The sequence below is a fragment of the Alkalicoccobacillus porphyridii genome, from assembly GCF_007293315.1.
In the GTDB taxonomy this organism is placed as follows: domain Bacteria; phylum Bacillota; class Bacilli; order Bacillales; family Bacillaceae_D; genus Alkalicoccobacillus; species Alkalicoccobacillus porphyridii.
Map to the genome: position 1 here is coordinate 20,679 of NZ_VLXZ01000007.1, position 26,325 is coordinate 47,003.

32 protein-coding genes are annotated in these 26,325 nt (G+C 39.2%); 11 read left to right on the plus strand and 21 right to left on the minus strand.

Annotated elements, in window-relative coordinates; genetic code table 11:
• Window positions 1-5 precede the first annotated feature (5 nt).
• Genes FN960_RS12060 through FN960_RS12075 form a run of 4 tightly spaced genes read right to left on the minus strand, consistent with a single transcriptional unit; the run spans window position 6 to window position 2,765 of the window.
• Window positions 6-914 carry an RluA family pseudouridine synthase gene (locus FN960_RS12060; RefSeq protein ID WP_438799880.1) on the minus strand — a complete coding sequence of 303 codons (909 nt, stop codon included), beginning with the start codon at window positions 912-914 and terminating at the stop codon, window positions 6-8.
• The gene (locus FN960_RS12065; protein WP_143848989.1) at window positions 907-1,704 is read right to left on the minus strand and encodes an NAD kinase; all 798 of its coding nucleotides are present in this window, start codon (window positions 1,702-1,704) and stop codon (window positions 907-909) included. Before FN960_RS12065 ends, FN960_RS12060 begins: the two co-directional genes overlap by 8 nt.
• Before the next feature lie 23 nt (window positions 1,705-1,727).
• A complete protein-coding gene (gene yjbM / locus FN960_RS12070; protein ID WP_143848990.1) occupies window positions 1,728-2,360 on the minus strand; it encodes a GTP diphosphokinase in 633 nt (210 codons plus the stop codon).
• A 21-nt stretch (window positions 2,361-2,381) separates the two neighbouring features.
• Window positions 2,382-2,765 (minus strand): UPF0738 family protein, encoded by a 384-nt coding sequence (locus FN960_RS12075; protein ID WP_143848991.1) that lies wholly within the window; start codon window positions 2,763-2,765, stop codon window positions 2,382-2,384.
• A 181-nt stretch (window positions 2,766-2,946) separates the two neighbouring features.
• Between FN960_RS12075 and FN960_RS12080 the strand changes: the two genes are divergently transcribed.
• A complete protein-coding gene (locus tag FN960_RS12080; protein WP_143848992.1) occupies window positions 2,947-3,537 on the plus strand; it encodes a CYTH domain-containing protein in 591 nt (196 codons plus the stop codon).
• Between the two features lie 461 nt (window positions 3,538-3,998).
• Here the strand turns inward: FN960_RS12080 and FN960_RS12085 are convergent, their stop codons facing one another.
• Complete coding sequence (locus tag FN960_RS12085; RefSeq protein ID WP_438799881.1) at window positions 3,999-4,688, minus strand: lytic transglycosylase domain-containing protein; 690 nt, start codon at window positions 4,686-4,688, stop codon at window positions 3,999-4,001.
• 210 nt (window positions 4,689-4,898) lie between these two features.
• Here FN960_RS12085 and FN960_RS12090 point away from each other — a divergent pair, with 210 nt between their 5' ends.
• The 3 genes from FN960_RS12090 (at window position 4,899) to FN960_RS12100 (ending at window position 6,490) form a co-directional block, all read left to right on the plus strand.
• Window positions 4,899-5,291, plus strand: a complete 393-nt coding sequence (locus FN960_RS12090; RefSeq protein WP_143848993.1) for a globin domain-containing protein — start codon at window positions 4,899-4,901, stop codon at window positions 5,289-5,291.
• Window positions 5,292-5,306: 15 nt separating this feature from the next.
• Entirely contained in the window at window positions 5,307-6,215 is a 909-nt protein-coding gene (locus FN960_RS12095; RefSeq protein ID WP_260681991.1) for a ClpXP adapter SpxH family protein, read from the plus strand.
• 104 nt (window positions 6,216-6,319) lie between these two features.
• The gene (locus tag FN960_RS12100; protein WP_498034074.1) at window positions 6,320-6,490 is read left to right on the plus strand and encodes a hypothetical protein; all 171 of its coding nucleotides are present in this window, start codon (window positions 6,320-6,322) and stop codon (window positions 6,488-6,490) included.
• Here FN960_RS12100 and pepF read toward each other — a convergent pair.
• The 9 genes from pepF to trhA all read right to left on the minus strand — a co-directional run bounded on the left by pepF (window position 6,487) and on the right by trhA (window position 15,025).
• Window positions 6,487-8,289 (minus strand): oligoendopeptidase F, encoded by a 1,803-nt coding sequence (gene pepF, locus FN960_RS12105; protein ID WP_143848995.1) that lies wholly within the window; start codon window positions 8,287-8,289, stop codon window positions 6,487-6,489. The genes FN960_RS12100 and pepF overlap by 4 nt on opposite strands.
• A 50-nt stretch (window positions 8,290-8,339) precedes the next feature.
• The gene (locus FN960_RS12110) at window positions 8,340-9,557 is read right to left on the minus strand and encodes a competence protein CoiA (RefSeq protein ID WP_185971017.1); all 1,218 of its coding nucleotides are present in this window, start codon (window positions 9,555-9,557) and stop codon (window positions 8,340-8,342) included.
• 169 nt (window positions 9,558-9,726) lie between these two features.
• Window positions 9,727-10,380, minus strand: a complete 654-nt coding sequence (gene mecA / locus FN960_RS12115) for an adaptor protein MecA (protein WP_143848997.1) — start codon at window positions 10,378-10,380, stop codon at window positions 9,727-9,729.
• A 276-nt stretch (window positions 10,381-10,656) separates the two neighbouring features.
• The gene (spxA, locus tag FN960_RS12120) at window positions 10,657-11,052 is read right to left on the minus strand and encodes a transcriptional regulator SpxA (protein ID WP_143848998.1); all 396 of its coding nucleotides are present in this window, start codon (window positions 11,050-11,052) and stop codon (window positions 10,657-10,659) included.
• A 294-nt stretch (window positions 11,053-11,346) separates the two neighbouring features.
• Window positions 11,347-11,487: a hypothetical protein gene (locus FN960_RS22840; protein WP_185971018.1), complete on the minus strand. Its 141-nt coding sequence runs from the start codon at window positions 11,485-11,487 to the stop codon at window positions 11,347-11,349.
• A 14-nt stretch (window positions 11,488-11,501) separates the two neighbouring features.
• Window positions 11,502-12,077: a GNAT family N-acetyltransferase gene (locus FN960_RS12125; RefSeq protein ID WP_143848999.1), complete on the minus strand. Its 576-nt coding sequence runs from the start codon at window positions 12,075-12,077 to the stop codon at window positions 11,502-11,504.
• Between the two features lie 685 nt (window positions 12,078-12,762).
• Window positions 12,763-13,959, minus strand: coding sequence for a putative glycoside hydrolase (locus tag FN960_RS12130; RefSeq protein WP_143849000.1), 1,197 nt, complete (start codon window positions 13,957-13,959; stop codon window positions 12,763-12,765).
• A 35-nt stretch (window positions 13,960-13,994) separates the two neighbouring features.
• Window positions 13,995-14,225, minus strand: coding sequence for an excisionase family DNA-binding protein (locus FN960_RS12135; RefSeq protein ID WP_143849001.1), 231 nt, complete (start codon window positions 14,223-14,225; stop codon window positions 13,995-13,997).
• Between the two features lie 155 nt (window positions 14,226-14,380).
• Window positions 14,381-15,025 carry a PAQR family membrane homeostasis protein TrhA gene (gene trhA / locus FN960_RS12140; RefSeq protein WP_143849002.1) on the minus strand — a complete coding sequence of 215 codons (645 nt, stop codon included), beginning with the start codon at window positions 15,023-15,025 and terminating at the stop codon, window positions 14,381-14,383.
• A gap of 145 nt (window positions 15,026-15,170) precedes the next feature.
• On the opposite strand from trhA, the gene FN960_RS12145 reads away from it, so the two are divergent.
• Window positions 15,171-15,716, plus strand: coding sequence for an HD domain-containing protein (locus FN960_RS12145; RefSeq protein WP_143849003.1), 546 nt, complete (start codon window positions 15,171-15,173; stop codon window positions 15,714-15,716).
• Here FN960_RS12145 and FN960_RS12150 read toward each other — a convergent pair.
• On the minus strand, window positions 15,700-16,221 hold the full coding sequence (locus FN960_RS12150) for a TlpA family protein disulfide reductase (protein ID WP_143849004.1): 522 nt from the start codon (window positions 16,219-16,221) through the stop codon (window positions 15,700-15,702). The two genes, FN960_RS12145 and FN960_RS12150, sit on opposite strands and share 17 nt — an antisense overlap.
• 73 nt (window positions 16,222-16,294) lie before the next feature.
• On the opposite strand from FN960_RS12150, the gene FN960_RS12155 reads away from it, so the two are divergent.
• The gene (locus FN960_RS12155; RefSeq protein WP_143849005.1) at window positions 16,295-16,483 is read left to right on the plus strand and encodes a hypothetical protein; all 189 of its coding nucleotides are present in this window, start codon (window positions 16,295-16,297) and stop codon (window positions 16,481-16,483) included.
• On the opposite strand, the gene FN960_RS12160 is transcribed toward FN960_RS12155, so the two are convergent.
• Entirely contained in the window at window positions 16,410-17,528 is a 1,119-nt protein-coding gene (locus FN960_RS12160) for an MGDG synthase family glycosyltransferase (RefSeq protein ID WP_185971019.1), read from the minus strand. The two genes, FN960_RS12155 and FN960_RS12160, sit on opposite strands and share 74 nt — an antisense overlap.
• Window positions 17,529-17,678: 150 nt before the next feature.
• On the opposite strand from FN960_RS12160, the gene trpS reads away from it, so the two are divergent.
• On the plus strand, window positions 17,679-18,668 hold the full coding sequence (trpS, locus tag FN960_RS12165; protein ID WP_143849007.1) for a tryptophan--tRNA ligase: 990 nt from the start codon (window positions 17,679-17,681) through the stop codon (window positions 18,666-18,668).
• Between the two features lie 62 nt (window positions 18,669-18,730).
• On the opposite strand, the gene FN960_RS23190 is transcribed toward trpS, so the two are convergent.
• From FN960_RS23190 to FN960_RS12175, 3 genes are all read right to left on the minus strand, one after another.
• Entirely contained in the window at window positions 18,731-18,859 is a 129-nt protein-coding gene (locus FN960_RS23190; protein ID WP_260681992.1) for a hypothetical protein, read from the minus strand.
• 65 nt (window positions 18,860-18,924) lie between these two features.
• Window positions 18,925-19,671, minus strand: coding sequence for a YjbA family protein (locus tag FN960_RS12170; protein WP_143849008.1), 747 nt, complete (start codon window positions 19,669-19,671; stop codon window positions 18,925-18,927).
• Window positions 19,672-19,725: 54 nt separating this feature from the next.
• Window positions 19,726-20,562, minus strand: coding sequence for a DUF2268 domain-containing putative Zn-dependent protease (locus FN960_RS12175; protein WP_260681998.1), 837 nt, complete (start codon window positions 20,560-20,562; stop codon window positions 19,726-19,728).
• A 148-nt stretch (window positions 20,563-20,710) separates the two neighbouring features.
• Here FN960_RS12175 and FN960_RS12180 point away from each other — a divergent pair, with 148 nt between their 5' ends.
• The gene (locus FN960_RS12180) at window positions 20,711-21,460 is read left to right on the plus strand and encodes a GTP pyrophosphokinase (RefSeq protein WP_143849010.1); all 750 of its coding nucleotides are present in this window, start codon (window positions 20,711-20,713) and stop codon (window positions 21,458-21,460) included.
• A gap of 171 nt (window positions 21,461-21,631) precedes the next feature.
• Window positions 21,632-22,585 (plus strand): type I pantothenate kinase, encoded by a 954-nt coding sequence (gene coaA, locus FN960_RS12185; RefSeq protein WP_143849011.1) that lies wholly within the window; start codon window positions 21,632-21,634, stop codon window positions 22,583-22,585.
• Between the two features lie 350 nt (window positions 22,586-22,935).
• On the opposite strand, the gene FN960_RS12190 is transcribed toward coaA, so the two are convergent.
• Together FN960_RS12190 and FN960_RS12195 are read right to left on the minus strand one after the other, a co-directional pair.
• On the minus strand, window positions 22,936-23,508 hold the full coding sequence (locus FN960_RS12190; RefSeq protein WP_143849012.1) for a DUF2087 domain-containing protein: 573 nt from the start codon (window positions 23,506-23,508) through the stop codon (window positions 22,936-22,938).
• 290 nt (window positions 23,509-23,798) lie between these two features.
• Window positions 23,799-24,584 (minus strand): CAP domain-containing protein, encoded by a 786-nt coding sequence (locus FN960_RS12195; protein ID WP_260681993.1) that lies wholly within the window; start codon window positions 24,582-24,584, stop codon window positions 23,799-23,801.
• Between the two features lie 358 nt (window positions 24,585-24,942).
• On the opposite strand from FN960_RS12195, the gene FN960_RS12200 reads away from it, so the two are divergent.
• Both FN960_RS12200 and FN960_RS12205 read left to right on the plus strand, forming a co-directional pair.
• Window positions 24,943-25,533 (plus strand): cell wall hydrolase, encoded by a 591-nt coding sequence (locus FN960_RS12200; protein ID WP_143849013.1) that lies wholly within the window; start codon window positions 24,943-24,945, stop codon window positions 25,531-25,533.
• 95 nt (window positions 25,534-25,628) lie between these two features.
• On the plus strand, window positions 25,629-26,255 hold the full coding sequence (locus tag FN960_RS12205) for a hypothetical protein (RefSeq protein WP_221936805.1): 627 nt from the start codon (window positions 25,629-25,631) through the stop codon (window positions 26,253-26,255).
• The last annotated feature ends 70 nt before the right edge of the window (window positions 26,256-26,325 follow it).

Here is a 26,325-nt window from a genome sequence, read left to right on the forward strand (position 1 = left end):
TTCTATTAGTTCTGGTGACACTCTGCCAGTAGGCGTTGAAAATCCTCTGGTGCCTCTGCTTCAAATACTAGTTCTCGATTTGTAAATGGATGAGTAAAATATAATTTACAGCTATGTAGAGCCTGATGAGTTAATCCTGCAGATTCGCCACCGTATAGTGTATCTCCTGCAAGAGGGTGACCAAAAAAGGCAAAATGGACACGAATTTGATGTGTCCTCCCCGTTTCTAACGCAACACGAACGTGTGTGAAACCTGTTCCAACTGCTTTAGTCTCATAATGTGTGACAGCTGGTTTACCGTCCTGCGTGACCATTCTTTCAATGATACTATTAGGGTTTCTGCCAATTGGAGCAGAAATAGTGCCAGCTTCTGGGTTAACCTGACCATGAACAAGTGCTTCATAACGTCTGTTCAGCGTCCCCGCCTTTTGCTGTTTACTCATTTGATCATGTGCATATCTGTGCTTTGCTATTAACAGAAGTCCTGATGTTCCTCGATCTAAACGATTGACAGGATGAAAAGTCGCTTGGATGTCTTGATCCTGATAATAGTTTAATACTGCATTTGCAAGAGTGCCCATCGGATACTCTCTAGATGGAATGGTTGCCATGCCAGCAGGTTTATTTATGACTAGGAAATGCTCATCCTCAAAAACGATAGAAAAGAACCCCTTTTCCGCCATTAAGCCTGGTGACGGCGTTTCAGGTGACAGCTTCACAAACACAGTATCACCTGTCTGAAGGATAGTTCGAACATTTTTCACTTCACCGTTAACCTTTAACTCCCCACCATTAAACTTAATAGAAGCCAGCATCTTTTTTGAAATTTGTTTCTTCACACGTAAAAAAGCTTTTAGACTCATCTTGTCGGAAGCTTCATCCACGATCCAAACAAAGCTTGGCTGATTATTCACCAATAAATGACTCCTTTACACGTTTCCAAAACGGAAAAGGTCGGAATCGAGCAAAGCGGATTTTCTCCTCTGCTACTCTGCATTGAATCGAGGCAATCTCCTCATGATTAATCGTGTAATGATCAATCGTCACTTGAACATCCGTATTATCAAGTAGCTTCAATAAACAGGTATGGTGTTGTGGAAGGACAAGCGGTGAACCCACTGTTCGGTACACTCTGTTATTAATGGATGCCATCTCAGAAATTTGTAAAGAAGCCAGGGATGGATGAAGAATGGCTCCACCAAGTGCCTTATTATAGGCGGTGCTGCCTGATGGCGTTGATATACATAGTCCATCGCCTCTAAAGGTTTCAAATACTTCTCCTTTAATTTCTACATTACAAACGAGAGAAGATCCTTCAGAATTTTTTATCGTTGATTCATTTAATGCAAGATATCTTTTCGGTTTTGTTTCATCGCCGTAACGTACAACTACTTCTAAAAGGGGATATTCTACAACCTGGTAAGGAGTTTTTGCAATGTGAATAATTAAATTATCCACTTCGCTTGGGATCCAATCTGCATAGAACCCTAAATGCCCCGTATGCACTCCTACAAATGCCGTTTCTTCCAGCCTGTGACTGTAATCATGAAAGGCTTGAAGAAGTGTGCCATCTCCTCCTACCGAGATTACAACCTCAGGCGATTCCTGGTCTTGAGATAATCCAAATTCATTTAATGATGCTGTAATTTGTGTAATTAAGTCATCCGAAATGGTATCTCCTCGAGAAGCTACTGCGTATTTCATAGGCTCGCCTCTTTTCACATGAATTACTGAATATTTTGCTGCTGATGCTTAGCCATAAGCAATCTTTGTGCTTCTCGAACTTCATCGCGAATAATGGACATTTCTTCATCCAGCTTAAACGCAGCCTCTGAAGCTCTCATTAAACGACTACTAATTTCTTCTGGTATCTCACCACTATACTTATATCGCAAAGAGTGTTCAATTGTTGCCCAAAAATTCATTGATAATGTGCGAACCTGCAGTTCTACTTGAATTTTCTTCTCACCATGTATGGTTTGAACAGGGTAGCAAATAATCAAATGGTACGAGCGGTAGCCGCTCGGTTTTTGTTCGAGGATATAATCCCTCTCTTCAAGGATTTCAAAATCAGTTCGTTTTTTTATCAAATCAACAACTGTCTCAATATCCTCCACAAATTGTGTAACGATTCTGACCCCAGCCAAGTCCTGCATATCCTGTTCTAAACAGTCAAACGAAATCTTTTTTCTAGCTGCTTTATTTAAAATACTGGATACCGGTTTTACCCGCCCCGTTACAAACTCAATTGGTGTATGTCTTGAGGACTTTTGATATTGCTCTCTAATTCCTTTTAACTTCACCTTTAATTCCTCAACTGCCTGTTTATATGGTGACAGGAGTTCGTCCCAGCTATTCATATAATCACCACCATTAAAGGTTTATTCAAATGTAAAGGCTGTACGAACAGCCTGTTCAAATTTTTCCCCATAATTCCCGTTACCCTCTATATTTTCTAAGAGAAATGAGAGCTCCTCCTGAAACTGAAAAAGCTCCTTTTTTACGTTTTGTTGCAGCTCTACTACAATTGGTTTTTTTGATTCATAGATCTTACGAAGCACTGGCCACATTTCCCGATGAAAAATAATATGGTGGAAACCCGTTTCATTCTCAAGTATGTAAATAAACGCAAAACCATCTGAATCAACTAGTAGACGTGCTCCAGGATTTAGATCCTTTGCTACGTCATTTGGTAACCATTCATGGCTTTTTGCCAGCCAATTCTGGCCATCCTCTTGTATATCTACTATGTGTAATTTGTGCATTTAGCAGTCTCCTCATTCCTTGGCAAAAACGTGCAAGGTGATTCCGCTCTTATTTTATCACATTTTCGCTTATGAGCGAATCAATAGTGGTGATTTCCGCTAGTGTTGAGCATTAAAATAGAGTATGACATAATATATTGATTATCTTATTACCCACGTTAAAATTTGAAGGAGAATCATTATGTCACAAGAACTAGAATATGAGGCAAAAAGCCTGCTCAATGCTACTGACTTTACAAAGCTAATTAACGACTTAAAATTATTGGATGAGAAAAAAGTCCAACAACATAATCATTATTTTGAAACCAGTGATTTCTCCTTTCGAAGCATGGGATCAGCTTTACGAATTCGAGAGAAAAACGAATCCTTCACACTAACTCTTAAGCAGCCAGCTGAGAACGGTGGTCTCCTTGAAACCCACCAGAAGCTAAGCAAGGAGGAAATGAACCTTGCTCTTTCGCAAGGCACCTTGCCCAGTGGAAAGGTGTATCACCAACTGGAGGGGCTTGGACTCGCCGAAAAAACCATTCGTTTCCTTGGAACACTAACAACGGAACGGATCGAAAAACCATTCGCGGACGGTGCTGTTTTTCTTGATAAAAGTAGCTATCTTCAAGCCGTTGACTATGAAATTGAATTTGAGGGCCACTCTTTAGACTATGCTGAGAAGACACTTAAACAACTTTTAGAAGACAAAGGGATTCCCCAGCAGGAAACAGCAAACAAAGTAGCTCGTTTTTTTGCAAGGAAAGCTGAGATAGAAGGGGAATAATATTGTTATAAAGATGAATGTACATGGAGGAATTGGAGGTTCTGTGTATCAGTGCTTCGATTGTCGCTCCCGAAAATGGGGGCATGCTTACCGCGGGAAGGTAATGAGCCATCTCGACTACGTCGATCTATCTCAATGAACCTTTTTATCCCGAAGCTATCAGCCCTCCATTTTCGTCCGCTTGTTGTTAGTGGCAGGCATCAGGGTTAAGAGGAGTTAGTCAGTGAAAATAATCTGATTTAAATTCCAAAGAAAAGCACGAGGCAGACCGACATTTAAGGGTTGGTCTGCCACTTTATTTGCTGAGGCCGTCCCCGTGGAAAGAGGAGTGTATTTTCGAAGTATGGTCCTTCATGAGCTTAAAACACTCATGCCCAGCCTCGGCACTTCTATGTTAAAACAAACGTTCAAAGAGAAGTGATTAATCTGTTCAGATGTGTAAGCTAAAAAAACGGGGTTTTTTATACGTTGCGATATGTGTTCATTACCTTTGGCACATACGCCATTGTCTCTTTAAAAGGCGGGATGCCTTTATATTTATCTACATTTCCTGGACCTGCATTATACGCAGCTAATGCTTTTTCAATATTGCCGTTATATTTATTTAGCATGCTTTTTATATATTTTGCTCCACCATTAATGTTCTGTTCTGGATTAAATACATCCTGTACGCCTAAACCTCTTGCAGTGGCAGGCATCAGCTGCATAAGTCCCGAGGCACCAGCGTGACTTTTTGCATTTGGATTAAAATTCGATTCGTGTTTAATAATAGAATATAATAATTTTGGATCTAATGAATAACGGGCTGCTGCTTTTTGAATTAGCTCATCATACTTGCCTAATTTACCTTGTTGACTGGGTGCTTCATATACAGAATTTGTTTGACTCACCGTTTTTGTTTGTTTGTCTAAACCAGGTAATTGCTGTTGAACTTGTTCAAATTTCTCCCAAGCTGCTTGCGAAAGAAATAGATCACTAACAAGGGAAGATGAAGGCTGCTGAACTGAATTCTGGTTCAATAATTGACTGGAGAAAACACTTGAAAATGAAGAAGACGTGTCTGATGGTGACGAGTTAGACGGATTAATCCAAGCTTGTTGAGTTTGATTTCTAATACTAAACAATTGATTCTTTAGTACCGTATAATCCAATGGTATGTCCTCATCTCTCTAAAACATTTTAATTTCATTATACAAAAGTCCTATTTGACGAACAACCATTTTTGTAGTTTTTTGATGACTTTTTGTCTTATAATGTGGATAAGTGCTTGAGCATTTCCCAACTAAGTACAGATTATTTGATGTTCTATATGAAGGTTGCTACAATATGATCAAGGTTTGACAAAAGGAGTTGCTCTAGTAATGCCAGAACCTTCTACCACGCCCTATGAAGCATTAGGTGGCGAGGAAGTACTCTCAACTTTAATTGATACATTTTATGATTATGTGGCCAAACACCCGTTATTGTCAGATATATTCCCAATTGATTTAACAGAGACTGCTTATAAGCAGAAGCTATTTATGACTCAATTCCTTGGAGGGCCCCCTCTATATACTGAAGAATTTGGACATCCGATGCTACGTGCTAGACATCTTCCTTTCCCTATTACAAAGGAGCATGCCGAAGCATGGCTTACCTGTATGCAGCAGGCTTTAGAGGATGTGGGTGTGAACCCAGTTGTTTGTGATTATATGATGGAACGATTAACGCTAACGGCCCACCATATGGTCAATCAACCAAACAATACGCCATAGAAAGGAGAATGACCATTGAAACCTCAGGAAATGTTAGCAGCTTGTGATGACAAACAAGGTGTTTGTGGTCTTGTTCCCGGAGTGTCGTATCCCGCTAAACAACAAAAACCAATTGAGATCTATACTTTTATTGATCCATTGTGCTCAGATTGCTGGGCTATTGAGCCAACACTGAAGAAGCTGTACCACGAATATGGAGCCTATTTCAGAATACGTGTGTTGTTAGCAGGGCAACTGAAGGTGTGGAATGCTTGTCCTTCTCTTGTGAAAACTAATAAGAGACGGACATTTCAAGAAGATCCTGCAGGAGCTAAGGGAATGGCTTGTGAAGGATCCGTACATTTTGATGCAGATCAGCTTGAGCCATATCGTGCTTCACTCGCTATCAAGGCTGCAGAATTGCAAGGTCCACAGGCAGGCACAAGATTTCTACGTAAGTTAAGAGAATACTTATTTCTAAAAAAGATGAATATTACTGAGGAACAGGTACTCATTCAATGCGCAGAAGATTCTGGTCTTGACGTCGAGTCATTTGAATTTGATCTTCATTCACCAAGCGCTGCTAAAGCGTTGCAATGCGACGCTAAAACCACCAAGGAAATGGATGTTGAAACCGTCCCAACCTTTGTCTTTTTTAATGATAACTATGAAGAAGAAGGAATGAAGGTATCAGGACAGTATCCTTACCACGTTTATGTAGACATCTTAGAAAAGATGCTTGGCTATAAGCCAGAACGAGCAGAGTGTGTTGGAATAGAAGGTTTTCTAAAACAGCATTCCTTTGTAGCAACAGTTGAGGTTGCTGCTGTTCTTGATATTAGTGAGGAAGAAGCAACTAAGCAATTAAAAGCCTTATTACTTCAACAGAAGGTAGAAGCTGTGCCATATAAATACGGCTACTTCTGGCGTTATGTTAAAAAGTAAGGCATGAACAAATGGACAGACTCATATACTAAAAACAGGGCATCCTTTCACGGCGCCCTGTTTTTGTCTGTGTATACATGAAAGGAGTGACAAAATTGAACGTAATGGCCTGGATAGTTCGGCTCGGTCTAATATTTGTTGCCTTTATCCTTTATTTGCTTGGCCTAATGAAAATCATTCCCGTACTGCTTGGCAGCTTCCTACTGTTTATGGCTATTTTTTTTGCTATTCGTCCCTATCAAAAAAAACAAAAGTTTAAAGGTTTCAGGCTTTAACTCTCCATTAGCTCTTCCATTTGCTTTAATGTTTCTTCAAATAACTTCATTGCTTGCTCAACTGGCTGAGACGTAGTCATGTCTACACCGGCTTTCTTAAGCATTTCAATAGGATAATCAGAGCTACCCGTTTTAAGAAACTCAATAAAACGGTCAACAGCAGGCTGGCCTTCCTCAATAATTTGCTTGGATAGCGCCTGGGCTGCACTATACCCTGTCGCATATTGAAAAACGTAGAAATTGTAATAGAAATGTGGAATTCTTGCCCACTCTAAACCTATTTCCTTATCAACAACCATATCAGGGCCATAGTATTTAACATTTAAATCATAATACATGGAAGTTAGATCATCAGCTGTTAGGGCTTCTCCTGATTCAGATCTTTCATGAATCATTTGCTCAAATTCAGCGAACATCGTCTGACGGAATACCGTTCCTCTAAAGCCTTCTAAAAAATAATTTAAAATATAAAGCTTTTTCTGCTTGTCATCTAATGTTTGAATAAGATGATGGTGTAGCAGTGCTTCATTTAAAGTAGAAGCAACTTCTGCCACAAATATAGTGTAATCACCATATAAGTAAGGTTGAGTGCTACGTGTATAATCACTATGCAAGCTATGACCAAATTCGTGAGCCAGCGTAAAAAGATTATCTACATCATCCTGCCAATTCATAAGAATGTAAGGCATGGTGCCATAAGTCCCTGAGGAATACGCCCCACTCCGTTTCCCTTTATTCTCTTGTACATCTACCCAGCGCTGTTCAAAACCTTTTTTTAGTTTTTGAACATACTCGTCTCCTAAAGGTTTAACGGCAGCAATCACTTCCTTTTGCGCTTCTTCATACGTTACTTGATACTCTATGTCTTTTACAATTGGCGTATATAAATCATACATATGAAGCTCTTCCACATCTAGACATTTCTTTCTTAGACTCACATACCGATGTAGCAGTGGTAAATGCTCTTCTACTGTAGTTATTAACTGATCGTATACGGCAAGTGGAATATGTGTGCTTGATAAAGCTGCCTCTCTAGCACTTTCATAACGACGTGATTGAGCAGTGAAGATATCACCTTTCACCTGACCACTGAGAGTAGCCGCAAATGTGTTTTTATAAGAATTGTATGTCTGATAGACAGCTTCAAAAGCTTTTTTTCGTACCGTTCGATCTTTGCCCTGTAACAAACTTATAAACCGACCATGAGTAATTTGAAGATCTTTCCCATTTTTGTCCTGAATCGAAGGGAATTCTATGTCTGCATTATTTAATGCGCTAAATGCCTGACTTGAAGCATTTAGGACCTCCTTTGCTCTAGCTAAGAGCTCTTCTTCTTCATTTGAGAGAACATGAGCTTTTTGTTTTTGAAGCTGGTCAAACATGTGAGCGAACAGGCTTAATTCCTTCTTCTCTTTGATAAAGGCATTTAGTTTTGTTTCCTCTAAGGCTAATAGCTCAGGTGTAACAAATGCTGTTTTCTGATTTAGCAGTGAAACCAATCCATATGCTTTATCCTGAAGTGCTGCATAAAAGGAGTTTGATGTATCTTGATCATGCCGCATATGTGCATATGTATACAGCAGACCAATTTGTTCCTCTAATTCTAGCTGCTTACGTAATGCTTGATACAATGTCTCAGCATTATCTCCAAGCTTTCCTCGAAAAGCGTCCATCTCAGAAAGCTTGCTCTTTAAAGACTCTGCAGACTTTTCCCATTCGTTATCATTTGAAAATATGGCTTCGAGATCCCACGTGTCCTCTTTAGGAACTTCATGACGCTCTAATACTTTCTCTGACAATTAAAACACCTCCAAGTAGATGGCCACAAAAAGGCCTCCTTCTATTATCTCTAAATTGAAGTAAGATTGGGAGTATTATGTTTTAATTTTGAAAGAAATTGGTCCCTTTTTATTGCCTCATCATAAGTAGATAGGATGCTAATTTCATTTTGATAAACGTAATGAGAGGAATTGATTTTTTTTAGTATATGGAAAGTAGTAAGTAGCTCTGCATATTCATAAACAAGCTCGCTAACAAATTTATTCATCGATTGTTTAAAGTTCTCTCGAGACACCATAAACCCTTTCATGATAAAGTCTGTTAAAGAATAAGCTAATTCCTCAAGAGTAATTCGTTCATTTTTCTTTTTTGGAAGAAAACATTGAATGAGGAGAAATGACTGCCAGATATGAGGGGATGTTACAATTTCATGCTGTGTAGGAAGAAACCACCCTGCTTCTGCTGGGAATAATCCTGGGGGAATACGATGAATATATAACCATTTTGAAAACGTTTTGTAACTTTTTGAGGAGTATGGCTGCATTGGTTGAGTTCGCCATTTCTTCTTTTGCTTCAACCAGGCGCTCATATTAAATGGTAGGTGGTCAGTGGGAGCGATTAATTCTTCAACTGAGATACGAGAATTGTATTTCATAACAGATAAACTAGCGATTGCGCGGTTCGAGGAATAACTTGTGATGCGGTCTAATCTTGCCCATCTTTTTGTTTCGGGACAAAAATAAATTAAAAACTTTTGATTTCCATGATGTGGACTAAAGGGTGCCGCTAGCCACTCAAAACCTTGTATTTGAAAATGGACGCCCTGTTTTCTTCTTAAACGATTGCCACCTAAAATCCAAATAGGAATGATCCCCACTCGGTTGTAGCCATTGGTACGATCTAGAAACCGCTCTTCTGATAAGGAAGAACACTGGTACTCAATTGCATACAATTTTCCATTGAGCTTACAAATAACATCAGGCCTCTGTTGGATGACAGGCAAATAGACCTCTAATCCAGCTTTAACACCTTGCTTTCTGAGCCATTTATAAATATCTAATTTGCCTTGAAGGTGATAGGCAGACTCTGGCTCGAGCCAAATCCTGCATGAATGGTTTTGTTCATGAGAGAAATGCCACTGCCGCTTAGTGCCAAGCTTTAGAATGACTCTCTCCTGACAAATTGGGCATATAAAACGTTGTTGCTTTCGTAAATCGTTGAGTTCATTTTCGTGCCATTTATCAGCCATTGATATTCTTGTCCCATTTTCAAGGACAGCATGTAACATAGCTTCACCTCCGTATGTAATATATCTTTTCGACATTATTCTGCTAATTCCTTTTTCCAAATCATATATTAAAAGAAAAAATCCCTCATATTGAAAAAGATGAGTAGGCACCGCATAAAAAACCTGTCAATCGTCCCTTAAGAGGACACTATCGACAGGCTCTGGTATTTCATCTTGGTGAGAATTGATCGCGAAGCACGGGAAGTGCCTCAGCTTGAATAATACATTTTCCGTATTCTTCTATACGGTGAATTGACATATCCGATTCAAAACCGTATTCAAGAATATGACTTAACATGTTATCCTGTTCATCCTCTGAATATTGTTCATCATCAAATAGAATATGCAAGAAGTACTGTCCTTCAAAGTGGTACAAGCTATTATCAAGGTTCGTCACAGCAAAACTATGACTTAAATCAATGATATCTTCAAAATCTTTAAAACCTATCACTAATTCAAGAGGCTCACCATTAACTTCATCTTGTTCAAGAATTTGTGAAGAGTTCTCACCCTCTTCGGAATCGTTAGCGTAAGAGTGCTTTTCTTGCCAACCAGGTACTTCAAGCTTCATGTTACCATCTGTTACCTGGCCTCGTGTTACGAGAATTTCTAAACCTCTATCTAGAGCATGTACTTGTATCCATAAAGGACCATCTAATTCAAAATCATCCCTATTATTAGCTTCATTCATCATCTCAAAGAAGAGTTCTTCACCACGTTCACGATTATACCAAATCTCGTCACGTTCAAATCCTCTTGATTCTATATCTTTATACGTAATAAAAAACTTAATCGTTGTGTCATTAACGCGTTCGATATCCATAATCGCTCTCCTCCGATCATTACTCTAAGCAGTTTAACTGCTTGAAGGCGTATTCACACACTTTATTCTTTTAAATCGACATGACCAAAAGTCTTACTTCTATTTTATGATATTTCCTGTAGAAAAGGAATTCATAAAAACAGATTTTTCAAAAACTTCTTTTCCATTAGCTATTTAGCTAATGTAGTACCCTATTTTCCTTGAAAGCCCCCTTACTGTCAAGTGCTCTGCTTTATAAAATAAAACCTCCTACAAGTTCTTGTAGAAGGTTTATGATTAATTAACAAGACGTTGAGCTTCTTGCAACTGAAATGTACGAACCTTTCTTGGTAAAAAGCGGCGAATTTCAGCTTCGTTATATCCAACCTGAAGACGCTTTTCATCAAAAATAATTGGACGTCTTAATAAGCCAGGGTTTTCACTAATGATTGTAAACAATGTTTGTAGTGGTAAGTTTTCCACTTCAACGTTTAACTCTTGGAATACTTTTGAGCGTGTTGAGATAATCTCATCCGTTCCATCTTCGGTCATTCGAACCACTTCTTTTACTTCGTCTACAGAGAGTGGCGCAGAAAAAATATTACGTTCCTCAAACGGAATATCATGCTCTTCTAACCATGCTTTAGCTTTACGACAAGATGTACAGCTTGGTGAAGTTAACAATGTGACCATCTTACCAACCTCTCCCTTCAAAACTTAATTCTTCCGTTACAAAAACACGAACATCTGTATGCACATTTTCATTATACAGATTTTGCAGCAAAAAGTATACAGCAACTTGTATAAAAGTTGTACAAAGCTTTAACATTATACCGAAGCTACTGGTATGTAGTTATAGGTTTTGTACCCTGTATTGTTTTGATTTAAACCAATTATACTAAAATTCTTTTTAAACAAAAATGTTTATTAAGTATTTTACATTTTGTTACTCAATTCAAAAAGAAAAACCACCATTAGATGGCGGTCTTACGCAGTAATTTTGTTGTATGAATGGGGTGAAGGATTTTTAGCAGGACCTTTCTTCCAGTTCTCAACGTTTTTTTTCAAGAGATCTTTTAGCATTTCACGCTTTTTTTTCTGTTGTTTCAATTTATCCTTATTTTTCATTAGAAACACCACCTTTAGCCGTTTGGCGTTTTCTCTGTATCCTTCTCTACCTGATTAAATGTTACAGCCTTATCAACAGCCTCATATGACTGTCCATAGAGATCTTTGTCCTTATAGGTGTGAATGGTCTCATAGGTATGTTTCATCTTTTCATAAATACTATGCTCGGACTCATTTGTCGGTGACCAGTAAAGAATCTCTAGTTCATTAATTTGATTTGTTGCAAGTGATCGTTTACGATAACCAACAGATTGTGCATGAGTAAATCCTTCTCTTTTGTAGAAGCGGTTACGTTTCACTGTATCCGTATCCTGATAATCCACCGGCTCGACTTCTAAAATAATGGGTTTGTTTTTGTCCTTGAGCTTTTGTAGCAATTGTTTGCCAAGACCCTGACCACGAGCATCCTTAGATACAAATAAATAATCTACAAAAACAAAGTCATCTGTTTCTACATACATTATAACATGATTTTCACCTTCGTCTTTATGGTAAATATCTGCTTTATCTTTTAATAATAGCTCCATATGTTCCTTTGATTTCATCTCTTCGATTGGAAAGTATTTGCTTAGCTTCTGATACCAGTTCATATTTTAAGTCCCCTTCACGTTTCTTTTGCCAGGTACGGTACTTTTTTCACCCTTAGTATATTCCTTTATTTAAATATCTATAAACATTTGTGATGAACTAGATGATTTTTTAATGTATCGGACTCTATGGATAGTGGTTGCTTATGAATCGTTTCTTCTTTCGTCGTTCTCAAAAATAGGGGGCACTACCAAAAAGTCATCTAGTAATGAGCTCATGCACCGCTACAGGAGAAAACTTCGCTTTCCACGGGAACGGCCTCAGCCCTCGAAGTGGAAAACCGCCACTTCGATGTCTTCAGACACGTTCTGTTCCGTAGAAGTCTACGTTTTCTCCTTCCACTCTTGTTTCGGACTAAACAAATGACCACCATTCCTATTTATGAAAATCAAGGTTGTTTTCTGAAATAAAATTCATTTTAATAAAAAACTTCTTTTTCAGTGGCCTCATATTCTTCCCTCAGGTGTTAGCGCTCCTATTTTGTCCGCTTGTTTAGAGAGCACTATTAACATTGGTTTTGAATCTAATGGGTGGGCACTCATGCCGCACTTTGTAGATATAAAAAACACCCCAAAAGTTAGAAGTTTCCTCTAACGTTTGGGGTGTGCCTACGGATCATTATTCTTTTTACTGACCTTATCTCCTTTGTCCCCCCCCTTTTTGAGGGAAGCGTTTGGTTACTAAAACTTAAGGAGAATAGTTCACGCCTTCTGTATATGAGTTACCTGCGTCCCATAGCAGAAATTCTGTAATGCCTTCTTCTTTTAGGCCTCTTATTTGATCCTCCACTTGCTCTTTCCCGTATGGTTGCCAGTCACCATCTGGAAGGTAGCTTGCGGTAAAGTCTTGAATCCAAGGTCTTGAAACTGGGCCGTCTTCAAGCTCTGATAGCAGTTCATTTTCAACTTTGGCGTATTCTTTAGTTATTTCATAAGGATGTAAGTCAGGCTTATCAATACCGAAATAGGAGGTCCAATGACTTGGATAAATCATAGAAGAGATAACATCCACATTGTCCGATATTCCTAAAAAGCTTTGACCAATGCCTGGTGCGTATTCTACTGTTGCAGCATAGCCAAATACGTCTACAGACACATCGACATCATAGGCCTCTAAGTTTTCTTTCGCATACGCAACAAAGTCGTTAACTGCATTTACACGACGATGGATATTATCGCCATCTCCACCCTCATATTTCCCTACATCATATTCTAAGTCTTCGTCTCTGTTTTCAAATCCTTCAGGAAACCGTACATAGTCAAACTGGATTTCTTGAAACCCCATTTTTGCTGCCTCTTCGGCTATATCTAAGTTATATTCCCACACCTCTTCAAGAAAAGGATTCACAAAGGCTTCATTTCGTCCATTCTTCCATACCTCACCATTCTCCTGAAAGGATAGATCAGGTCGTTTCTCTGCTAAAACTGAATCCTTAAACACAACAATTCTCGCAATTGGATAGATATTGTGTTCTTCTAATACATCAAACATCTGCTCTGGATCGCCGATATAGTTTTGGGCAATATCATAAAAAGGAGAATCCTCATCAGGACGATATGTAAGGTAGCCGTTATCCTCTTTTATATCTATTACCATACTGTTTAACTCTGTTTCATCTAAGAAATTCACTAAAGAATTAAACCGTTCTCCTCCAGCTGAATTTCCCGTGACATAAATGCCCTTAACTCCGTCTTCTGGATATGTAAACTCTCGATCTGAGGAGTGCACAAATCTTGCCAATCGATCTGGCAGATTCATACTTTTTAATCCCGTAAGCTTATGTTGTAGCTCTTGAGTTGAATCGTTCTCGGCATGTCCTTCTGATGAAAAAATAAATAATGCCGCTGTGCCTACTGCCAATGCAGATACAGTTTTCTTCCACATTCATTCCACGCCTCTCATAATCATTTTTTCGGGTTTTAATCCTCATCCTTTGCGTCCCAGTCTTCTGGTATGGGTTCATTTAATTCCTCATAGATTTGTTTGCGCTTTAGGTCCAATTGTTCTTTGTACCAGTCAAAGTCACTTTTACTTACAACAAAGTCCTCTCCCGTATAAATCGCCTTAATTGCTCCGGCTGCATGCTGCTTCAAAATATACTCCATCGGTAAATCAAGGTATTCCGCTAATTCTGATAATGTTATGTACATATCTAGCCTCCACCGTGAGTATATCTTGTTTTTAATTCTTACAACACCCGTCTTAAACAAATAGATAATTTTACGTATTTTACTTACCATTCCCGCTTTAATAAAAAACATGCCACCAAAATAAAAAAGCCTGTCAGTTTGACGTGACGGCTTCTTTATAATGGCAAAATGTAACCTATAATTAAAAAGAAATGAAGAATGGTTCCTCCAAGGACAAATAGATGCCAAACTGCATGGTGAAATTTGAACCCTCTCCAGATGTAAAAGATGGTGCCTAGTGAATAAAGCAAGCCTCCGCCTACGAGAAAGGCAACTCCGGCAAGTGGCAAGGCACTTATAATCGGCTTAATAGCAAACAAGGCCATCCACCCCATCAAGAGGTAGAATAACGTTGAAATGACCAGGAATTTTTTCACAAAAAAGATCTTAAACACAATTCCTAAGGTTGCAATTCCCCAAATGACTCCAAACAACGTCCAACCCAATGCTCCTTGAACAACAATAAATAAAATGGGGGTGTACGTACCAGCGATAAATAGGTAAATAGCTGAATGGTCTAGGATTTCAAATAAATCCTTTACCTTGCCCGGTGGAAAACTATGCACAAGAGTGGATGCGGCATAAAGAATCAGCATAGATGTCCCATATATTGAAAAGCTAACAATATGCCAAACTGTACCGTAAAGACTTGAATACACTATGAGTAGGACCAAGCCAGCTAAACTAAGCAGAGCACCAATACCATGAGTAATAGCATTTGCTATTTCCTCACCCTTTGAAAAAACATGTGTCTCGGACAAGCTGTGGCCTCCTTTCATATTCTTTTGATTCCTTTTTCTTAGTATATAAATGATACGCAATTTTGTTGCAACATCAATGGTCTAGTCTATATAATAGATAAATTAATCCTAACAGGTTTTTATCTAATTTGAAAGGAGACACTCTATGAGGGATGTTACACTTGTTCAGATTTTCGACCACCCCATCACGCAGAAATATGTAAAGCGTTCCGGAATGGCCCACGCCATCGCTTGTGCGTATCATGCGTTTAAATTATCAAAACAGTATGGAGTAAACCCCGACCTAGCTGCAAAAGCGGCCCTATTGCACGATATTGGTCATTACACCTGGTATCGAAATGGCAAATGGGATTACTCATTATATAAAGAAAATGACATTCATGCGATTAAAGGGGCTGAGCGTGCTCATAAGCTACTGATTCGTCTCGGAGAACACCCAAAGGCCGCAAAAGAAATAGCTTTGGCTGTGCTTTTGCATACTGATTCTTACCTCCCACAAGGTGAGTTGCACCTCAAACCACTGCAAAAGGTTGTCCACCTAGCGGATGAAGCGGATGAAGAGCCAAGTGGAGGGCATCATTATCGCAAAATCGATGATCAGAAAGCCCGCTCTTCTCTCGCTATGCTTGATGAACTTATTAATGAGTATCTAAATAAAGAAGATTTAAAAGAGCTTAATTCCTCGTCGTAACCTGATGAATAAATGCATCAGCCGCTTCCTTAGGTAACATGCCATTAATTCGTTTTTCAACTTGACCGTTTTCGTCTAAAAAAATCGTAGTAGGTATACCATTAATCGTGTACATGTTCATCATCTCACCTTTTTTATCAAGAAGTGGATCAAAATCAGCTTGATAATGGGTGAGAAATGCTTGCAATTGATTTGTCCCTTGGTCCACTTTTGTCAGATGGACTGGAATAAATATGCCTCCAGCTTCTTCAACCCGCTTCGCAAACTCTGCAATATAAGGCATTTCCTCTTGACAAGGATGACACCAAATCGAAAAAAAGTGCACCGCTACTTTTTTCCCTCTATAATCCTTAAGAGACTTTAATTCTCCTGCAAAGCTTTCTAATGTTATCTCTGTTGCCTTTTCATGAGTATTGGTTGAAGCGGATGCATGATGAAATGGGTACATGTAAAGAGCAACACCTAAAATGATGCATACTATCTGAAGTTTTTTTAGTGAACGCATGAGTGCCCACCTTTCTGATTAAAATGGTGCTTGTTATAATAAACAAGCAAGACAAATTCTTTAGGAGGTACTTATGACTAAAATTCAAATGGCTCAGGTTGGAGCCATTCTCCTACTGATTGGATTTATGTTTTATACAGTTCAATCAGGAAATCGAATGCTCGCTCTATTTATTCCCATTGCTGCTCTTAATATTCTGCTATGGATTTTGAGGCAAGTGGAACGGAAAAAAGACCGTGATCACAAACAATCTGCTGAATGATATTCCTAGTAGCATCTGGTCTGCTAATATGATGGGCATTACGTATTCGTTCATCACGGAAGACTGGATCTCTCAGAAGTTTATTAACTGACTTCGAGAGCTGGTTTATGCATTGAACAAAGCATACAGCCTCTTTTTCTTCAAGCAAATATGCATTTTCTGTTTCTTGACCAGGAATTGGTTGGAACAAGACAACAGGTGTGTTTGTAGTTAGAGCATGTGCTAAAGTTAAGCCACCAGCCTTGGTAATAAGAACATCAGCCAGCTGAACATAGTCAGAGAATGCACTTGTGAAGGGAATGACATGAATTTCATGCCCATATTGGGTATAGATTCTCTGTTTATGATGCTTTAAACCAGTCATACATAAGAAAATAGACGGTGGAAACCATTTACACTCATGAATGATCTTCTCAAATGGAGCTAGGCCCTCTCCGCCTCCTGCAATCATGATTACTTTTTTATTCAGATGAATACTGTACTTCTTCTTGTTGTAATCAATTGGGAGGAGAGTTTGTCGTTTGGGTTCCACCGGGATGCCAAATTGATAATAGCAGGATGTATGTGCTGGTGGTGTAGCGAGGTTTGATAAGAAATAGCCGTTTACCTCAGAATGCTCGGCTACCTGATGAAAACCAAAATCAGTATGTACATGATAAAGTGGTAACTGGATATGTCGAGCCTTTTTCCATTCTGCGAGCATTGCTGTTACTATGGGGTGGGTAGAGATGATTAAAGGAGCTTTTTCAATTTCGGTTAACCAGGAATTCTGTATCATACACGCTTTCAGTACATTTTTTAGTAACAGTGTCCAGATAGTTATGACATCCGTACTTTTGTACATACCCCCCCATAAAAAAGGAGCGTGCTGAAGCAGCCTGTAATAGTTCTGTTTTATACTCTTCCAATAAGGGGCATGAAGAACCAGATCCAAGACTTGAGGATTAATGGTTGTTTGTAATTTTAGTTCTCGCTGAAGAATTTCCGCTGCCCTACAGTGGCCATGCCCTATAGAAGCATGAATAATAAAAGGCTTCTTTTCCAACTTGTCCACCTCTTCTCCCAAGGTTACAGTAAGTATATGGTCTAAATAAGGAAATATACTGAACAACCTTGTTAAGAGGTAAACAAAACCTATGACACATAGATATGGTATGATACCCATGATAGATGTTCGAATGGAAGGATGAAGACAATGAAAACTGTATTTTCCGGTATTCAACCAAGTGGAACGGTAACGCTTGGTAATTATCTTGGGGCGATGAAGCATTTTGTTGACTTGCAGGAGGATTATCATTCTTATTTTTGTATTGTAGATCAGCATGCAATCACTCAACCCCAAGAGCGACTTAAGCTTCGCGACAACATTCGCAGTTTAGCAGCTTTGTATGTTGCTGTTGGGCTTGACCCTAAAAAAGCCGTACTATTTATTCAATCAGAAGTTCCTGCTCATGCTCAGCTTGGCTGGATGATGCAATGTGTTTCATATATAGGTGAACTGGAACGTATGACGCAATTTAAAGATAAATCAAGTGGGAAAGAAGCGGTCTCTGCCTCATTACTAACCTATCCGCCGTTAATGGCAGCAGATATTTTATTATACGGAACAGACATCGTACCTGTAGGTGAGGATCAAAAGCAGCATCTAGAATTAACTCGCAACCTTGCAGAACGGTTTAACAACAAGTACAACGCAATCTTCACAATTCCTGAGGTACAGATTCCAAAAGAAGGCGCACGCATCATGTCTCTCCAGGAACCCTCAAAAAAAATGAGTAAATCAAGTCCAAACCCTAAGAGCTATATTTCAATTCTTGACGAACCAAATACGATTCGTAAAAAGATTAAAAGTGCCGTAACCGATACGGAAGGAACTGTGCGCTTTGATAAGGAACAGAAACCTGGCGTCTCCAACCTTTTAACCATATATTCAGCTTGCTCGGGTGAATCCATTGCTACGATCGAAGAACGATATAATGGCAAAGGCTATGGGGATTTTAAAGCAGAGCTTGCGGAAGTTATTGTTCATACCTTATCACCAATTCAAGAAAGGTATAACGAGCTCATACAATCACCAGAGCTTGATCACATTTTAGATGACGGGGCAGAACGTGCTAACAAACAAGCTGTCCGTATGCTTCATAAAGCGGAACGGGCGATGGGACTAGGTCGCCGTACACGTTAATTCAGTCTTGAACGTATAAAAGGCTCTGAGGAACATTCCTCAGAGCCTTTTATCTTAACAACTTAGTATCCGTTATTCTTTTTCCAAATCTTACCGACAAAAAATGATAGACCTAAAGTTCCTACTAATAGGATGACTGTAAGTATCTGCATGACTAAGTATGCAAAACCGTCCATTGTCTCAGTTCCCATGAAAACGCCCCCACTGCCTTTTTTTTAAGTATAGTAGAAGTTGCGTAGTAAGTAAACCACCATTATCATTTCACACTTTCAGGATGCTCTTGCTCCCAAAGCTTCTCAAAAAATGGTTGCCCCTTTATCATTGTTTCACAAAGCTCATAATGCTGGCTCGTCCATCCAGACTGAACCTCCTGATAGAACTGTTGCCAGGCTTCTTCTCTGTTCAAACATTGAATCGCTCCGTAAGATTCTGGCTTCCACTCCGTAAACCAATACCTTACCTCCGCATCTGTTCCTGATTGTTTAAGCTCATCTAACACCATATGCAGAAGCACCTTAAGCTGTCTTTCCTTTCTCGTTAAGCCAATCATTTCTTCTGGTGCCGGTGAAAGAATATGGTATTCCTTTTGCACCCAATCTTTCTCACTATCGTATTCTTTCCATTCTCCATTACTTAAATGTTCATGTACAAGCTGTTGTTGCCTTGGGGTTAAGCGACTCTTTTTAATTGGCGTGTGAAATCCAGCTGTGTCGACGGCAAGAATTCTATGACCATCTGTCGCAATAAAACAATAATCTAACTGAATGCGGGACATATTCTTGCGGAGGTAGCTTTTTTGATAGACATCCTGAAGGAGTCGTTCAGGTAATTCAGCTATCTCATTTTCCAAATAATCCATTAAACGATGAGTCACTTTAATTAAAACAACCTGGTCTAGCACCTCTACTCGGTCACTCGGTCGCCACTCAACAAAATCACAAACGTTATAGCTGTTATCTTCCCCTTCAAACCAGTTTATCCAAACATCACGCATCACGACCATTTGAAACCCTCCTTGCGAGCTATGTACCCACAGTATAGGCAAGGGTCAACCAATTTATTCCACGGCCGTCATACTCTTTATCACTTCTTTTAACCACTTCTCACATTCATCTCCTGTAAATGCAAGCCAGTCAGCAATATCCCGGTCAGGGCGTAGCATGCAAGAGGTCCTTGCCAGCTGATAACCAAAGTAATAACCTAACATTGGGGGAATAGTAAGTCGATGCTGTCCATAAAGGTACTTTCGATGCTTACTTCTGCCAATTAGATCTAGGTTCGGTACAATCCATTTTTCAACCCATTTCGGCTTCCAAGTATCTTTGTATAATGATGTCCAATGAGCTAATTGAGAGGATCCAACCATTTCCAAAACGGCACATTCAGCAAGACCCTCCATATACATCGACTCCAAAAACGTGATATTGTCCTCTGTTCGATTTGTGTGGGAAAGTCTAACTGTATGGTGATATTCATGTATAAATAAGGCTTCAATTTCTGCTTTTGTTAAGTGTGTGCCAATAAATAAAATGACAGCAAACGGAAAGCTAAGCCCTGCTTTTTTTGTAGGTTCTGCAATATCTGGATCAACCGGTAAGATATAAATGGGGACATCTGGCCCATTCCATCGTGCTTTGATACGCACGAAACATTCCTGAACATCCTGCCAAATAGATTGTTCAGCAAGCTTCTTTAGTTCAGCTAGCCTACTCTCCTTAGGAGCAAACAATCCCTGTTCAAGCAAAAATGAATGCAGTGAATCCTTGAAGTCCTCATCAAACCACTTTACTAGCGGCTCAACAAAAAAACGCTTCTGTACCTGGATACTGTCTTTTGACTGGCGAAAGTTAGAATGATCCTGTAAATACCAATTTAACCATTTATCTGTCCTCACTACACTCAAGCCAAACGTCACCTCCTGACACCGTTCCATTGACCATTCCACATTTCTCGACAACCTTCCACAAGCATTAACTTGACTTCCAAGATGAGACCTACCAAAATAAAGGTATGATGTACTGCGATTTTTTCGATAGAGGAGAATGAATGTGGCAAACCTTGATTTAAAAAACTTGCAATCCTTTAAAATGGAATTAACCAGATTTATGATGACGTATAAATTCGCACTGGATGAAATGGAAACGAAAATAAAGATCTTGCAAGAAGAATTTGAATATGTTCATGAACATAACCCCATTGAACATATAAAGTGCCGGCTTAAATCGCCTGAGAGTATTTTTCATAAAGTACTTAGAAAGAATTATCCTTTATCCTTAAGTAGTATTAAAACTCATATTAAAGATATTGCCGGCATTCGAATTACATGCTCTTTTCTTTCAGATATCTATACACTTTCAGAGATGCTTCAGAACCAAAGTGATATTCGCGTGCTTGAAGTAAAAGATTACATCAAGCACCCAAAAGCAAACGGGTATCAAAGCCTTCACTTAATACTTGAGTTACCAGTCTTTATGACAGATCGTACGGAGCATGTATGTATGGAAGTCCAAATCCGGACAATTGCTATGGATTTTTGGGCTAGTCTTGAACATAAAATCTATTATAAATATGATGCTGAAGTCCCTGACCATTTGCTTCGCGAATTAAAAGATGCTGCCGATTCAGCAGCCGCTTTAGATCGAAAAATGGAAGGTATCCATCACGAGATAGATAATTTAAAGAAACGAAAAGAAATTCAAGACGAGTCCCAATTCAAACAATTAACCATTCAGGATCAAACATTTGAACTTCCTGAAGACTTATTGAAACTGTTGGAAACAGAAGAGGAATAATGTAGGACCTATGCGGAACACTTTGTACATAAGTGGTTCCGTTTTTTATTTCAAAATGTAAGCGACTTCTATTGATTCTCTGCCTCTCAAGTGATAATCTGCTTACATGCACTCTTTTATCCCTTAAAGTGCTGCAATTGCGGGAGAAGAACTCTCTAAAAGGAGATCGTTATGTTAACAAAAACCGTACATTCCAGTACAGATGCTTACACCAATTTCACAAGAAAAGAATGGGCTTCTTTAGCATACCAAGCCTCTGTAAGCCTTACAGATGAAGAAAGAACCCAGCTTCAGGGAATTAACGAAACGGTTTCCCCCGATGAAGTTGAAGAAATTTATGTTCCTTTAACGGAATTGTTATATATGCATACCAAGCATTCCGTCAACCTTCATAATGATCAGAATCGTTTTTTTCACCGTGAAACAAAAAAAGTTCCTTTTGTTATTGGTATTGCAGGGAGCGTCTCTGTTGGAAAAAGCACCACAGCCCGCTTAATTCAGGCATTAATTAGCAGATGGCCGAACCATCCTAAGGTAGACCTTGTCACAACAGATGGGTTCCTTTACCCAAACCATGTTCTTGAGGAACGAGGATTAATGAAACGAAAAGGCTTTCCAGAAAGCTATGATATTCGTAAGCTCATTCGTTTTCTTTCCGACATTAAATCTGGTCGAAAAAGCACAGAAGCCCCGATGTATTCACATCTAACCTATGACGTGTTGAAAGAACGCACACAGCATGTAGAAGAACCGGATGTTGTTATTGTGGAAGGCATTAATGTTCTACAGGTTAACAAAAAGGACCGGAGAATCTCTCCCGTCTTTGTCTCTGATTTCTTTGATTTTTCTATTTATGTTGACGCGGAAGAGGAGAATATCATTAAGTGGTATGTGGATCGCTTTAAAGTATTGCAAAATACGGCCTTTCAAGATCCCAACTCATTTTTCCACCGCTACCGGCATTTAAGTAAATCGGAAGCAGAGGATGTTGCTTTATCCATTTGGAAAACAATCAACGGGGTAAATCTCGAGAAAAATATAAGACCAACTCGTCACCGTGCCGATCTGATTCTTACTAAAGGTGAAGGGCACCGAGTGGAGCAAGTAGAGGTCAAAAAAAGCTAAACCGACAAGTGATTGGGACAGAAGTATTATAACTAATGGAAAAGCTGAACAGTTAATTGTTCAGCTTTTTTTATTGGTATAAAAATGAATGAGGGTGGCTGCCGCTCCCGAAATGGGGGCATGCTTACCGCGGGAAGGTAATGAGCTAACTCGACTCCGTCGATTTAGCTCATTGAACCTTTTCATCCCGCAGGTGTCAGCCCTCCATTTTCGTCCGCTTGGTGGTTGGCGGGCATCAAGGATATGAGAGGTGACAAACGAAGGATCTCAAAAACTTTCCTGCACATAGCAAGTGATAGGAAAGGACAGCACGAGGCAGACTGACAATGAATTGACTTTTATCCCTCTTTTTATAGTAACCACATCTCTTTAGGGTTCAGCTTATACGCACCATCATTACGGTTCATAAAATGACAAATGATCCACTCTCTTCGAATGGTTGCATAGTCAGCGAAGAATTGTTTTATGTGCTCGTTGATTTCCTTCTCTTCGTAAACTTCCCCTTCTTTTAGACCTCTTAGCATATACTCAAGAACCACTAACTTTTTCTTACGTTGTGCAGGAAATGTTTTTAGTTGATTTGTGTGCGTGAAAAAATTGCGGATAATAGCTGACTTTTCTTCTTCTGCCATAACAAAATCTTGTTTCACTTCATCCTCCCCAATCTTCGTTACAGCCATAGCCAAGGCCTGTAATGTTTTTTCATTCAGGTGATAATAAATCGTATTTTTATCCCGAGATTGCCTTACAACATCAATTTCCTTTAGCTTTGACATATGATGCGAAATCGTTGGCGGCTTTAACCCTAACTTGCCTGCAATCGCCTGACCATGTAAAGGTCCTCTTTTTAGCATTGAAATAATTTGAATTCTTGTTGTATCTCCCATCACCTTATGAAAATTAACCATCCGACTAATTTGCATTTTTTATCACCTCATCTAATTAGATATTAATCTAATTAGACGAGTATGTAAATAGATAATTTAAGGCATACGCTTGATAACCTTAGGTTGCATTCTTTGTCGGCAAACGAATTACGATGTATTTTCTGCTCTTCCGATGTATCCAGCCTTCTCGCGATGTATTTTCTGCCCATTCCGATGTATCCAGCCTTCTCGCGATGTAATTCCGACTTTTCCCCTTATTTACTTCCACACAGCAAAAAAAAGCGGACACTAGGTCCACTCTTTTTATAGTTTACTTGATTGCTAGATTATCCTTTGAAAAGCTGTACAAACATTTTTCCGTAAGGGCCGCCGTCAACGATTCCAATTCCAACGTTTGTGTAATCAGACTTAAGAATGTTTTCACGGTGTCCTTGAGAATTCATTAGTGCTTGGTGTGCTGCTTCTACTGTTTGGTTTCCAGCAAGGTTTTCCCCAGCTGTACGATATTCAATACCAAAGTGGTCCATCATTTGGAATGGAGAACCATAAGTAGGTGAGTTGTGATCAAAGTAGTTATTATCGATCATATCTTGAGCTTTTACACGTGCTACTTCAGCTAGCTCTGGATCTGCTTCTAATGGAGAAAGACCTTGCTGTGCGCGTTCTTGGTTCACTGAATCAATCATTTGCTGCTCTTCAGCAGAAAATTCAGATGATCCATCTACATCAGTAGCTTCTTCTTCAGGCTGTGCTTCTTCTTCAGCTTGAGGCGCTTCTGCAGGCTGCTCTTCAACTTGTTCAGTCTCTTCTACAACTTCTGCATCCGGCTCTTCTGCCACGTCTGCTTCAGGTTGTTGGATCGCTTGATTAAAATCAAATTGATTGATGAAATCAATCACCCATTGACCGTCTTCAAAGTTGATATCTTGTGCTCCAGGAAACTTAGCTAGACAATTAAATGCTTGCTCGGCATCCTTTGCATCAAACTGAACCACGTATGGACCTTGTACCTGTACTTGTTTATCTGACGCTGCGTCGGCTTGTCCAGAAAAACCAACGGCAGTAATCGTCGCTGCTGCTGCAGATGTTAATAAGAATTTTTTGAAATTCACAATGAATTCCTCCTTAGAGTTGTATTTTGTTCAACCACAATTCGCATCTTAGCACAGCTTTTTTTAATGAATCTATGGTAAAAGTTTCATCAATAGGAAGTGAAGTAAATTTTGTAAAACCCACTCCCTCCGCTATTTTCTAAGCATAACTCGACATTACACATTCTATGAAACAGGAAATATGTCAAAATAAACGTAAAGCTTAATATTCTGTTACATAACTGTAAAAAAACTCATATAGCCGTTTCATAGCAACACTTAAACACAATCACCTAGATAATTGGTATATTTTACGTACACTTTTCTCCATAAAAGTCTGGTAGTTTAGTAAACAGATTCTAAACAGGAGGTTTTATCATTGCTTAAAAAAGTTTGTACAGGTTTATTCGCTTTGGCACTCACTGTTTCATTAACACAGCTTGCAGATGCCGCAGGAGCAACTCACACGATACAAAAAGGAGAATCACTTTCTTCTATTAGTGATCAATACGCCATCCCGGCTGCAGCCATAAAGAGAATGAATAATCTTTCTTCAGATTCGATTGTTGCAGGAGACAAGCTTGAGATTCCAGCTTCTGTATCTAATGAAGAAAAGGATCTACTAGCCCGACTGATTCACGCAGAAGCAAAAGGTGAGTCTTATGCTGGTAAGGTAGCAGTAGGTACAGTGGTTTTAAATAGAGTAGACAGTGATTTGTATCCCGATAGCGTGAACGACGTAGTCTATGAGCGCAGTGCTTCTGGTCATTACGCATTCTCTCCTGTCCTTGATGGAGCCATTTCAAATAAAGCTGATAGTGAATCGAATCGTGCAGCTGAAGAAGCTCTTCAGTTCCGTGGTCAAGGTCAAAACTCACTTTATTTCTATAATCCAGAAACAGCTACAAGCAAATGGGTTTCTACTCGTGAGCAAACAATTGTTATTGGTAATCACGTTTTTGCAAAATAGATACATTTGGACCTCTTTCTAAAAAGGGGTCTTTTTTCATAGCTTATTTACTCTACCTGAGGGAATACATATATGAAAAGGCTGAACGGAGGTAAATGATGACTCGTATAACGGCCACACCCTCACTCAGGATGCACCGGGTTCTTCAACATCGTATTCAGAATGCTGTCAGACCAAGTGCAGTAACAAGTGTTGAACCTGTTTCTCCGACTGCAAGGACAACTGAGTCAGCTGCAAATGAATCTGCTAATTATCTATACGAATATGAACGAAGTAGCTGGGTCAGTAGCTTCAAGAGAACTCTGCAAACCTTCTATACAAAGGAACGTCGCCTTTGGACGTCTATAAGCGAGAAGCAAAAAGGAATTCTACAATTTGAACGCTTTATAGATGCATGGAATGAGACAATAAACCAAGTTAATAAGCTAGAATCACTAGGCATGACTCACCAATCCAAACTAAGAAGTTATCTTTATGAGCAGCAAGATCTACTTCATTCAATTGGTGTAAACGTTCAGGACCTTAAACTCGTACTCTCTAAACCCACTCTTACAAAGGTTGTTAACAATAATGAAGACGCTATTTCATCAATGCAAAAAGTAAAGCACTCCCTTCATGAAGCTTACCACCAGCTCTTTTTTATTTCTTTCCCAGAACCCGAATCCCCATATGATCAACAACCAGCAGATGTGAAAGGTCTGATTATTGAGCAACATGGATAAACTAACTAAGACACAGTCGTGACCAACGGCTGTGTCTTTTGCTACAATAGAAAGGGCGTGACCACTGAAA